The organism is Ruegeria sp. SCP11, assembly GCF_040329455.1.
In the GTDB taxonomy this organism is placed as follows: domain Bacteria; phylum Pseudomonadota; class Alphaproteobacteria; order Rhodobacterales; family Rhodobacteraceae; genus Ruegeria; species Ruegeria atlantica_E.
Map to the genome: position 1 here is coordinate 15,625 of NZ_JBDZYG010000003.1, position 12,078 is coordinate 27,702.

9 protein-coding genes and 1 pseudogene are annotated in these 12,078 nt (G+C 54.8%); 7 read left to right on the plus strand and 3 right to left on the minus strand.

What is annotated here, in order from left to right; all coding sequences use genetic code 11:
• The first annotated feature begins 645 nt into the window (after nt 1-645).
• From ABLN94_RS05680 to ABLN94_RS05695, 4 genes are all read left to right on the plus strand, one after another.
• The gene (locus tag ABLN94_RS05680) at nt 646-1,851 is read left to right on the plus strand and encodes a YcaO-like family protein (RefSeq protein WP_352990218.1); all 1,206 of its coding nucleotides are present in this window, start codon (nt 646-648) and stop codon (nt 1,849-1,851) included.
• Nucleotides 1,848-3,158 carry a TfuA-like protein gene (locus tag ABLN94_RS05685; RefSeq protein ID WP_352990221.1) on the plus strand — a complete coding sequence of 437 codons (1,311 nt, stop codon included), beginning with the start codon at nt 1,848-1,850 and terminating at the stop codon, nt 3,156-3,158. Before ABLN94_RS05680 ends, ABLN94_RS05685 begins: the two co-directional genes overlap by 4 nt.
• 42 nt (nt 3,159-3,200) lie before the next feature.
• Nucleotides 3,201-4,496, plus strand: coding sequence for a hypothetical protein (locus tag ABLN94_RS05690; RefSeq protein WP_352990224.1), 1,296 nt, complete (start codon nt 3,201-3,203; stop codon nt 4,494-4,496).
• Nucleotides 4,497-4,648: 152 nt separating this feature from the next.
• Nucleotides 4,649-5,236 carry a hypothetical protein gene (locus ABLN94_RS05695; RefSeq protein WP_352990226.1) on the plus strand — a complete coding sequence of 196 codons (588 nt, stop codon included), beginning with the start codon at nt 4,649-4,651 and terminating at the stop codon, nt 5,234-5,236.
• A gap of 72 nt (nt 5,237-5,308) precedes the next feature.
• On the opposite strand, the gene ABLN94_RS05700 is transcribed toward ABLN94_RS05695, so the two are convergent.
• Both ABLN94_RS05700 and ABLN94_RS05705 read right to left on the minus strand, forming a co-directional pair.
• The gene (locus tag ABLN94_RS05700; protein ID WP_352990228.1) at nt 5,309-7,078 is read right to left on the minus strand and encodes a tetratricopeptide repeat protein; all 1,770 of its coding nucleotides are present in this window, start codon (nt 7,076-7,078) and stop codon (nt 5,309-5,311) included.
• A gap of 107 nt (nt 7,079-7,185) precedes the next feature.
• Nucleotides 7,186-7,830 (minus strand): GNAT family N-acetyltransferase, encoded by a 645-nt coding sequence (locus ABLN94_RS05705; RefSeq protein ID WP_352990230.1) that lies wholly within the window; start codon nt 7,828-7,830, stop codon nt 7,186-7,188.
• 477 nt (nt 7,831-8,307) lie between these two features.
• Between ABLN94_RS05705 and ABLN94_RS05710 the strand changes: the two are divergent.
• A pseudogene (locus tag ABLN94_RS05710) lies at nt 8,308-8,544 on the plus strand (SDR family oxidoreductase); the annotation flags it as partial.
• An 18-nt stretch (nt 8,545-8,562) separates the two neighbouring features.
• The gene (locus ABLN94_RS05715; RefSeq protein ID WP_352990233.1) at nt 8,563-9,405 is read left to right on the plus strand and encodes a fumarylacetoacetate hydrolase family protein; all 843 of its coding nucleotides are present in this window, start codon (nt 8,563-8,565) and stop codon (nt 9,403-9,405) included.
• Nucleotides 9,406-9,461: 56 nt separating this feature from the next.
• On the opposite strand, the gene phnY is transcribed toward ABLN94_RS05715, so the two are convergent.
• Entirely contained in the window at nt 9,462-10,910 is a 1,449-nt protein-coding gene (gene phnY, locus ABLN94_RS05720) for a phosphonoacetaldehyde dehydrogenase (protein WP_352990235.1), read from the minus strand.
• A gap of 490 nt (nt 10,911-11,400) precedes the next feature.
• Here phnY and ABLN94_RS05725 point away from each other — a divergent pair, with 490 nt between their 5' ends.
• On the plus strand, nt 11,401-12,075 hold the full coding sequence (locus tag ABLN94_RS05725; RefSeq protein WP_352990238.1) for a GntR family transcriptional regulator: 675 nt from the start codon (nt 11,401-11,403) through the stop codon (nt 12,073-12,075).
• Nucleotides 12,076-12,078 lie beyond the last annotated feature (3 nt).

The following is a 12,078-nucleotide window of genomic DNA, read 5'->3' on the forward strand; positions in this document are numbered from 1 at the left end:
CATGTTAACCAGCCCAGGACGGGCTGGGTAGGCTGGTTCGATGTTCAGCAGCGGATTGGAAAACCTGCTACCGATTATTTTTGGACATGCTCGACCCACAGCATTTCGGATCAAGTTCCACACTCCGCAATGTATTCCGCCCCGGCATTGAGCAAATTCGTCTCGACCGTTTATTGGGACAGGCGTCGAGGCGGGATACGCTGGAGTCATGCCTTAAGCAGCCCGATTTCGAAGGCGCACCGCAGGTCGATCTCGGCATGTGGATGAGACATATGAGGAGGTGAAGCACGAGCAGGCTTCCCTCCATCAAGCAATTGGCAATACCGGACAATCGCTTGATTTCATGAAATACCAAGCGCAGGAACAATGTCTCCGCCACCAGGTTCATTGCTCGCACTCTCCAGTCGAACGGTTTGCCGCTTAAACTCTGCGACCTTCAAATAACTTTGCGACAGGACCCTCCAATCCTGACCTCATATGGGGGGGGCGGGCGTACAGTACCGGGCCGCATCGCACTTACCTTCAGCCGAATGGCGGCTCTGGTGGTTGACCGAGCGGGTGTGATCCATCATCCTGCCCCGTAACAGACTGGCCCGGCGCAGTTATTTTCACGTTGCGGTCAAGTATTTCAGCAAGGCCCGTAACATGCCCAATGTTTCGCAGAAGCAATATGTGCTGGACACGCATCGTCTGCGCGATCCCGAGCAAACGCTTGAGATCGTCAAACCGTTTCTGAAGGAAATGGGGATCACCCGGATTGCAAACCTGACGGGGCTGGACCGGATCGGATTGCCAACGGTGATGGTTGCACGGCCAAACTCTCGGTCGGTTGCGGTGTCGCTGGGAAAAGGCCTGTCACTGCGCGCAGCCGAAGCGTCCGGCGTGATGGAGGCCATTGAAGCTTGGCACGCCGAACGGGTGCAGCTACCCCAACGTCTCGCCAGATATGCCGAGCTTTCACAGGAAGCGAATGTGATTGATGTCGCTACGCTTCCGCGCGTGGCCGGTGGGCGCTTTGACCCCCATGCAAACATGCTTTGGGTTCTGGGGCGTGATTTGGGTGCCGATGTCCCGTGCTGGGTTCCGCTTGAAATGGTCGACACAGACTATACCGCGGCTCCGGTTGGTGGACAGAAGGCCTTTCCCCGATCGACCAACGGGCTGGCTTCCGGAAACAACTTGGCCGAAGCCAGCTGTCACGCCATCTGCGAATTGATAGAAAGAGATGCGACTACGTTGTGGGATCACCAACGGTCTTCACCGCGCCTTGATCCAGACAGTGTTGATGATCCACGTTGCCGTCAGGCCATCGAGATGATTGCGTCGGCTGGTCTGGAGCTTGGGTTGTGGGATACAACCTCGGATATAGGCGTTGCAAGTTTCCGCTGCGTGATCTGCGAAGGTGGTGGGCAACCCGGTCATATCGGCATAGGTGACGGCTGCCATCCGGATCGGGCGATTGCCTTGCTCCGAGCCTTGACCGAGGCTGCGCAAACGCGACTGACCTATATATCGGGCGCGCGGGATGACCTGGACCCCGAGGAATTCACGGATCATGCCAAAGCCGATCGGGCCCGCTATGTGCGCAGCTTGATTGAGGGTACGGAGGCCAGCAGTAAATTTGCCGAATGCCCGTCCCACGTGACCGGTTCTTTCGACGAAGATCTGGAGCTTCTGTTACATAAGCTCGCCAGTGCGGGTATTTCGCAGGTGGTTACGGTAGATCTGTCGCACGAGGAATACGACATCGCGGTTGTTCGCGCGGTTATACCGGGACTTGAGGCGCCGCATGACGATCCGGACTACGTCCCCGGCTCCAGAGCGTTGCGCGTTTCAGAGGATCTGACATGACCGCTGTGGTTTTTGTGGGCCCGACACTGTCACCTAAAGCTGTGTCCGACTGCCTGGATGCCAAAATTCTGCCGCCCGTCCGACAGGGCGACGTGTATCGTGCCGTGCAGGAAAAACCGGATGCGATCGGCATCATTGATGGGTTTTTCGAAGGAGTGCCGTCGGTCTGGCACAAGGAAATCCTGTGGGCGATAGAGCAAGGTATTCCGATCTTTGGTAGTGCCAGCATGGGGGCATTGCGCGCGGCCGAACTCGCCGATTTTGGAATGATTGGCGTTGGTCGTATCTTTGAGGACTACCACAGCGGCGTTCTGCAGGATGATGATGAGGTGGCGGTTCTGCACAGCCCGGCCGAACTGGGTTTTCAGCCGTTGAGCGAACCGATGGTGTCGATCAGTGCAACAATATCACAGGCCCAGAGCGACGGGATTTTACCGCCGGCCTCCGCTGTAGAGATGCTGCGCCATGCAAAAGCGATGAACTACCGCCAACGGGTTTGGGCCGACATTCTCGACGCTGTGAACGAACTTCCTGGAGTGCCGGCGTTCACCGAATGGCTGCCTTCAGGTCGCATCGACGCCAAGGCCCAGGATGCTCGCGCCATGCTCGTGCGCATGTCCGAGCATCTGGGCAATGCCCCCGCGCCCCCTCTGGACCCGGTGCGAACTGAGCGCACGTTGATGTGGAAAGCCCTGCGGAAGCGTGTGGATGCGGGTCAGCCAGTGGTCGATAGTTCTGTCTTGGACGAATTGCGGTTGGACCCTGAACTCTTTGCGCGCATGAGGGAACGTGCGGTGCTGGCTCTGTTGTCTGGCGAGGATGCAGTTCGACAGGACCGAAGCCCCGAGCGCTCCGATTTGATCAAGCAAATGGAAGACCACAGGGCCAATTTGGGGCTGTCACGCCGATCTGATCTGATGGAGTGGATCGAAGCGAATGATCTGAACCCAGATAGCTATGAAAACATGCTGGCCGATGGAGCTCGTATTGAAGCCGCTGTCGCCTCGCGGGCTGGTCTATTGGATGCGCAATTGTTGTCTGAATTGCGCCGCTCGGATCAGTATATCGATTTACGGGATCGGGCGATCAGCAAGGCGCAGTGCGCTATCCCGGTAGGCGACTCCGGGTCGGATCGTCTGCGCGTGCTGATGTGGTATTTTGAATCCCGTCTTGACCAGGAGGTGCCCGATGACCTTGACTCCTATGCAGAGGCGATTGGTCTGGTCGGGCGCGATGCATTTTATGAATTAATAGAAGCTGAATATTGGTATTGCCATACGGAGACCGATGCGGGGGCCGCCGAGTAGCGGTCTCTGGATTTGACTGGGCATGACACGGGAGGGCGTTGAGTGAACTACCCCGAACAGATCGAAGAGGAAGTGCCCGGAACGCGGTTTCTGTTATTCCCGCAGTCCCCATTTTTGGAGCCGGGCGCCGAACTGGAATTGGTCGAGGTTTCCGCACCACAAGGCAGCATCGGTCCAGGGCCGTCGGGGCCGCGCATGTACACCGTCAACCCGGTGGGAAAAACCACCCCGTATGGTGCAATCGTACCAGGTCCAAATGGTCCTGGAATGTACCTGCCTCCGTGGGACGGCTATATTCAACCTCCCGCCATGCCGGATGAATTTGGCAACTTCATCCATATCGATCCATCCGATCCCGCTTTTGAGGCTGCTCATTTGTTTGGATCAGCCCATTTCACAATGGATGTCTGGCAGGGGTATTTTGACCGCCCGATCCCTTGGCATTTCGCGCGCGATTTCGACCGGTTGGAACTTTCGCTGCTGCCCAGCCTCGACAACGCACATATCGGCTGGGGCTTTTTGGAAACCGGCGGCACCCATGAACATGGGGACGAATATCGCCCCTACAGCCTGAATTTCGACGTGGTCGCACATGAGATCGGCCACGCCATAATTTACAGCGTAATCGGCATGCCCTCGGACGAGGAGGCGGGTGGTGAATACTATGGCTTTCATGAGTCCGCGGCCGATCTGGTGGCCCTGTTAGCGTCCTTGCATTTCGGTTCTGTCGTGGACAAGCTGCTTGAGAATACTCGGGGCAACCTCTATTCCTTCAACCGCCTCAGCCGGTTCGCTGAGTTGTCGGACAACGCGCAGATCCGAATGGCCACGAACAACCGGTCGCTTTCGGAATTTGCCGCGGGGTGGTCCAGTGAACACGCGCTATCCGAACCCTTGACCGGCGCGATGTTCGATATTTTTATCGACATCTATCACGAACGCCTATTGGTGCATGGGCTGATCTCGGCCGATGACGAAGACTTATCGGACCAGTTAGAAGACTCACCTAACTACAGTGAGGTGATGCAGGAGATTTTCGACAAGCGATATGCCAAAAACCCGGAAGGGTTCCGCATCGCATTGCTTGAGGCACGCGATTATCTGGGCACCTACCTGGCCGATTCTTGGGATCGGCTGGACGCGGATATGCTCAGCTATTTCGGAGTCGAAAAGGCCCTGCTGGCCGTGGATCAGGAAATAACCGGCGGTGCGTTTCAACAAATCATCGAAGGCAATTTCCGCATGCGCGACATCGGGCTTACGACCGCCGGTCCACGCCTGCCTGATCCGGAAGAAGACAGTCATTCTCATTCGGTCCGCACGCAAGTGCCAGACTGACACCAAAATCCTTTATTTTGAAGCGGTTTTGTGGCATGCAATCAGGGGGTGTTTAATGTGGAACTTTGTTGGCCCGTGAATTGTCGTGGCTGTATTAAGGGGGGAGATGAGGTTTCGGACTTCGTCAGATCCCACGAATTGGGAGAATTGGTATGACCGAGACGTTGCTCAGTTTTTCAGAAGTGTTGATTTTCGGAAGAGTTATTGAAGACTTAAAGTACGAAGACAAAGGCAAGCGTAAAAAAGGCAACAACAAACATTTAGACGAACAATTTAAAAAATCTGGTAATGATGACCCCGTGTTCGCCAAGATATATGGTTTTGCCTACGAGGGAACGTATTACGATCTGCCGGAGCCCGCGATTTTCCTTGTGCATGGCACGGGCACAAGTGCAACTGGTCTAGCTGCTGGAACCAGTAACAAGCCAGGAGATCTGGCGTCCCGCGCGCCCAACAACCCGACCAAAAGTGGTGTAGCGGCAGCTGATTACCAGATGGCAGACGACATCATGTACTGGAACTACGACAAAGCCGACCAGACTATGCGTATGGACGTAACCACAGGTATGTTCGAACAGGTTCTGCTGGATATCTATTTCGGCTTCGACAGCCCGGCGATCAGCGGTGCGAAAGTTTCGGGTGCCAAGGTGAGCGGCGCCAAAGTCTCAGGTGCGAAAGTCAGCGGCGCTAAGGTGAGCGGTGCGAAGGTCAGTGGAGCAAAAGCACGCGGCGGCGATTAAGCCAAGCCATTAATACAAGAAAATAATACAAGAAAACAGGCGCGTCAGTTACGCGCCAGTTTTTTCGACAGCTCAGAACCCAGCTTTTTTCAAACCTTCGACAAAATGCTGAGTGTCTTCTTCCAGTCTATCAGGTTGAACCGTCTCCCACCGGGCCAAGGAAAAGTTGGGGTGGGCGATACGATGTTTTTCTGCGATCTGTCGGGCCATATCGGTTTGCCCAAGCTGCGCGTAGCTTGCCGCTAGCATCCGTTGCCCCTCGGTGGGGTTGTTCATTTTGTTGACAGTTTCAATAACATCTTCGTAACGCCGAAGGTTAAAATATGCGCCGCCCAAGTGCCACAGGTATTGGTCGGGAAAATAAGGGTTCAGCCGCATGGCCTGTTGGAGATGCGTAATCGCCGTTTCGTTGTCTCCGGAATGTGCCAGAGCGTCGGCAAAATCAGAGTGCATGTCCGCGTCATTTGGGTTTAAGGCCAAAGCGCGTTGATAAGATTGTAGCGCCGCGTCATGCTCTTTGCGATATAGATGCACATAGCCCAATTCCCCAAATCCACGTGCATCCGTGGGGTCAAGCTCGATCGCGCGTTGTGCAAGGGTCAGGGCCTGATCCAGCGCACTCGAGGGGTCTTTGGACCAAGAATAGCGCCAATCAATATTCAGCGTCCGCGACAAGGCCGCTGCTGCACGCGCATAGCCTTCGTCTCGGTCCAATGCGGACTGGTAGAAGTTTTGTGCTTTCCGATTGTCGTTCCGGGTGTATTTGAAAATGTGGTATTGGCCCTGAAGAACTGATCCATAAGCCTCGAGGTCGGACGGAACCGCCTGAATCATACGCTGCTTTTCATGTGACTCGATCATCACCGCGGTGGCAGCAACAATGCACTCAGTCACTTCGTCCAGAATATCGAAAATATCGTCGATCTTGCGATCGAACCTTTCGCCCCAAATCGTTCGTTCGGTGGTGGCATCAATCAATTCAGCTGTTATTCGAATACGGCTGGCAGAGCGCCGGACACTGCCCCGGGCGACGTAGCGCACATTCAACTTTTGCGCGGCCTCTTTTGGCGGCATCGACTGTGTTTTGAAGAAGAAGGACGAATTTCGCGCAATGACAAACAAATTGCGGAACTTGGACAGGTTCATGATGATGTCGTCGGTCAGCCCCTCGGCAATCCAACTGTCCGACTCATCCCCGCTCTGACTGTTAAAGGGAAGAACTGCGACCGATGGTGTATCAGGGCGTTCCAGAACGTCGCCAAGTATCTCCGGCCGCATTGTCCCGGCCATCGTTGCGCCGGCGACTTCGCTGCGCACACAATAGGTCGAGACGGGCGAGAGGATGTTCTTCAGGTGTTTAGGCCCTAGGAATTCATAACCATAGCGCAGGCGGTTGCAGACCTGATCGTAAACTGCGGAACTGACGTAAACCCTTTCAGGTTCTGCAATTTCCTGCAGTCGGGCCGCAATATTGACGTTGTCGCCATGAATTCCGCGATCATCAATGAGAATTTCACCCAGATGAACACCGGCACGGAAATTGATTCGTTGGTCTTCCGCGCGATTCTGATTGTGCTGACTGGCGATACGGTGCAGCTCTACACCGAATTCCACCGCGCTTGTGGCCGTTTCAAACAAGGCCAGAATACCGTCGCCGCGCACTTCAACCACACGGCCCTGGAAACGTGCGCAGGTTTGCTCAAGCTGAGAGATTAGTGATTTCAGGGCATTATACGTGTCCAGCTCATTTTCGCTCATAAGACGCGAATAGCCGACGACATCGGCGAATAAGACAGCACCCAGCTTCTGCGTAATGGAAGGATTTGGACTCGTGGTGTTCACATTCATAACTCGTCTCAAGGGCCGTTTTCGAACCCTATGGTCACTATATAGCAAAAAAGAGCCGTTGCTGTCTGAGTGCAAATATACACCCAGTATGTCACTTATCGTCACTTACATTTATCAACCTGCGGTGGCCATGACCAGATTGGGCACCCGCCTGACCCGAATGTTACTATTGTTTCCGGGCTCAATTCTTTCGCCAAATTCTGTCGCCGCTTCGCCCAGTCCTGTTTGAGCAGACCGACGACAATCATGTCGTGAAATGCCCCGTCCGCATACCAAGCTTCCCGCATCGTGCCTTCGATCTGACAACCCAGTCTTTCGACAAGGTCGCGGCTGATATGGTTATCCTGCCGATAGTACGAGGTAAGACGGTTCAGGCCAAGCTGACGAAACGCTAAATCCGCAATCAATGCCGTCGCCCTGATTGCCAGACCCAATCGGCGCGCCGATTTTTCAACAAACATGGCAATGATCGCATCCCGGTTAATCGGAGAAATAGCTTCGAGGCCGACCACCCCCAAGACTTGGCCATCGCCGGATTCGACAACGAACCAGCATCTGTTATCGCTTCCAGATGGGTTAAGAGCGCCGCTCCAGGCCTCTTCGGTTTGCGCCAGGTTGAACGGAACGCGTAATGTGCGGTCAAATCGAGCGAGATCCTCAATGTCCTGAAACCAGGGGGTGATGACCTCCAGATCCGCCTTTTCCAGTGGACGCAGCTTGAATGCGCTGTTGGATTTGTCGGGCAATGGATCAACTACCTTTAATTAAAGTCAGAAAATACATTCCGGACCCTAACACACTTGTTCAACAAATACGAAACGAGAATATGTCCAGCCCGGTGGATTTGTTCCAACGGTTTTGGGAGCGGTTGCCCGCCCTCCAAACGGAGACCCATCCGCCTCAAGCAAGCGGACCGGTTCACCGTTCAAGGCAGCCACGTCGGCCTCGACCGGCTCGCAGCCAAATCCAACCGGGTTTTGCGTTATCGCCCCGCCATCAACCCGCTTTTGATCTTATCTTTCTGTGCTTTGCCGCTGTCATAGCCAATGATGACCAGACCTTCTGTGCCCAGTTCCTGCACACCGTTCACTACGCCGATGGCAGAACTTCATTTGTACCGAAAATTCCGTTCAGATCTGGATTTGCAGTCAAAATCGCCTTGGTAACCTAAGTGGGTTTCAGGTGATCACCTTGACCGTACTGAATGGTAACAACTTCGATATCGGAGTATCCATTGCAATGCGATTTGTCCCGGCATTGTCGACAGCCCCAGCCTGCATGACCGGCTGCGCGCAACAGTTGATTGTGAAAACGCCATGATCGATTTCATTGCGCGGCAGCAGGTGGGTCGGGTTGGAACGGCCGAGGAAGTCGCTGAACTGGCACTTTATCTTGCAAGCGACGCAAGCAAATTTACCACGGGTCAGCCTTTCGCTATCGATGGCGGCTGGACCACCTGAGTCAGAAGGAAACAAGAAATGAAGCTGTTACGCTATGGACCGGCTGGTGCGGAAAGACCCGGCGTGCTGGATGACGACGGGAATATTCGTGATCTATCGGGTGTCGTCGCAGATATCTCGGGTGCAGCGCTGAGCGATGAAGGACTGTCGCAGTTGCGCGGTCTTGATTTGGGTAAACTGCCAGTCGTCGCGGGTGATCCGCGCATCGGCGCCTGCGTCGCGAACGTTGGTAAATTCGTTTGCATCGGCCTGAATTATGCTGACCACGCTGCCGAAAGTGGTTTGGATTTACCTGCTGAGCCCGTGGTCTTTTTCAAGGCGACGTCGGCAATCACAGGTCCGAATGACACCGTCGAAATCCCACGTGGCTCGGTCAAGACCGACTGGGAGGTCGAGCTTGGTGTCGTGATAGGAAAGCACACCAAATACGTATCCGAAGCGGAGGCGCTGGATCATGTCGCAGGGTACTGCGTGATAAATGATCTGTCGGAGCGCGACTTTCAGCTGCATCGATCTGGCCAGTGGGTCAAAGGCAAATCGGCCGACACGTTCGGTCCGATCGGTCCGTGGCTAGTAACACGGGATGAGATTGATGATCCGCAGAACCTGCCGATGTATCTTGAGGTGAACGGGCACCGCTATCAGAACGGGTCGACCAACACGATGCACTTTAGCGCCGCCACGGTTATCTCTCACCTATCGCAGTTCATGTCGCTGCAGCCGGGGGACGTGATTTCAACCGGAACGCCTCCGGGCGTCGGTATGGGACAGAATCCGCAGACCTACCTGAAACCCGGGGACAAGATGGAACTGGGCATCGAGGGTCTGGGCGTGCAGCGGCAACATGTCGTACAGGGGTGATGCTCAGACCTTAAAATGGAAACCCCGGTCGATTACGTCCGGGGTTTTTGGTGCTGTTATCCCGGCCAAGGCAAGGAATAGGTTTTGACGTTGGTGAAGAACTTCATTGCCTCGATGACGCCTTCTTTGACGCCATTGCCGCTGTCCTTAATACCACCGAAGGGCGACATCTCAATCCTGTAGCCTGGCTGCTCCCAGATATTGCAGGTGCCGACGTTCAGGCCGTTGATATAGGCAATGGCGCGGTTCAGGTCATTCGTACACACGCCCGAGGACAGGCCGAATTTGGTGGCGTTCGAGATCTCTATGACTTTCGCGTCGTCATCTGGCACACGCACAATTGGTACGATGGGGCCAAAGGTCTCCTCCATAACCAACTCGCTGTCATGTGGCACCTTGTCGACCACAATCGGAGGTAGCAGCGCACCCTGACGACCTGGGTGGTAGAGGATTTCCGCTCCCTCGTTCTCGGCCATGTAAACGCGTTTTTCAAACAACTCGGCAGCCTCAGCGTGGATGACGCAGCCCAGTTGGGTTTCGGGATCTTGCGGGTCTCCGAACTTTAAAGCTTTGGCCTTTTCCAACACCAGAGGTACGAATTTGCCTGCCACACTCTCCTGCACCAGAATGCGTTTGATCGCGGTGCAGCGCTGGCCTGAATTGCCGGTTGCTCCGGCCACGGCGATAGTTGCGGCCCTTTCCAGATCGGTATCGCTCAGATCGTTCAGGATGATTAGAGGATCATTGCCTCCCAGTTCCAGCGCCTGCCGTTTGTAGCCGGCTCTATCCGCGATCATCTTGCCCACCGGAACACCGCCGGTGAACGTGATGATGTCTATGTTTTCATTGGTGATCATCTCATCCCCAATGTCCCGAGGCCAGCCGGTGACAACCTGAAACATCTCGTGCGGCAAACCCGCCTCATACAGGATATCAGCCAGCGTCAACGCAGTCATTGGGGTCAGCTCGGTCGGTTTGCACACCATGCAATTGTTGGTCGCAATTGACGGTGCGATCTTGTGGCTGACCATGTTCAAAGGGTGGTTGAAGGGCGTAATCGCGCTGATGGCTTTGACAGGTTCGCGTTTGGTGAAAATCTTGCGCTCTTTGCCATTATGGGTCAGGTCGCACGAGAAAATCTCACCGTCATCCTTCAGTGCCTCAGCAGCAGCAAATTGGTAGACATCCTGCGCGCGTTTGGTTTCGTAGATCGCATGCTGGTGGCAAATGCCCAGCTCCAGCGTCAGCCATTTTGCCAGTTGCGCTCGCTTCTCACCGATCAACTCGCCTGTACGTTGCAGGATTTGGCTGCGCTCGTACCGGGTCAATGTGGGGGTGTAATTTGCAGCGAAATTAAAAGCTTTGCGCGCGTGTTCGGCAGTGCCAGCAGGAACAGTTCCAATCACTTCGTTTGTATACGGGTAGTGCACGGGTATTGTTGCGTTCGTGAAAACGACCTCCCCTCCGATGCGCATCCCTTCGTGACGAATGTCGGATGTGTTCATGATCCCGTCCATGTTTCTGAGCCGTCGCTGTGATGGCGTGTAAAAAATCGTCAAATTTCCGCAGTTTCGGGACGTAACCCAAATCTATGGCATTGTTGATGATAAAAGGTACATCTTGCTCGGCCAACACACCAAACTGCGCTCTCAGCTTGTCCTTCGCAGTGGCCATAGCGGCGCGATACCTTGCATCGTGGAACTGCGAGAACATAGTAGGCGCTCGATGGCTACGACCGGGTAGGAATATGGCTTCATGGCCTGTCTCAGTGAACGTGCGGAAATGACGGCAATGTGCTGCATATTCAAGCTTCGGTCCATTGCATTGTTTGGCCGTGAGCGATGCGTCAAACGCTAAAAAGACGATTACTCTTATATCTCGAATGTTCGGGGCATTATTCGACACGGGACTGTGATCGGATCTGGCAAAGGGCTTGGAAATCGATCTGTCATTTTGTATTTTGGATACAAGTTATCTTTGCCCGAGACCGACCGAATGCCCAGAACCCGCGCGATCCCCCGACAAAGTCTGCCAGATGTCATTACCAATGATCTGCGCGAGCGGATTCTGAGTGGCGAAATGGCCGAGGGAGAAACCATTCGCCAAGAAGCGCTGGCAGAGGACTATGATGTATCGCGCATGCCGATCCGCGAAGCTCTGAAACGGCTGGATGCCGAAGGGCTGGTGCAACTAACCAATAACCGGGGCGCCTCGGTCACCTCACATTCCCTGTCCGAGATCGCAGAGATTTTCGACCTGCGTATCCTGCTGGAGGTGGACCTGTTCCAGCGCTCGATCCCGCGGATGACCAATGCCGAGTTTGCTGAGTGTGAACGGCTTTTGGACGAGATGGAAAAGTCCTATGACGCTTATGACGTGGGCCGGTGGGGCAGCCTGAACAACGAATATCACATGGCGCTCTATGCCGCTGCCGAACGTGGACTGAGCAATGAAATCCTGCAACGCGTCAACGTGCAATCCGACCGCTATGTGCGGATGCATCTAAGCGTCATGAAACAGCGCGAACCGGCCAAGAAAGACCATCGAGAACTGCTGACACTGGCCCGCGCGGGTCAAGTCGAGGACGCCTGCGCCCTACTGACCCGGCATATAGGTCGCACGAAGGAGCAGTTGTTGGAGATGATCATCACAACGCGTAGAGACGAATAGACG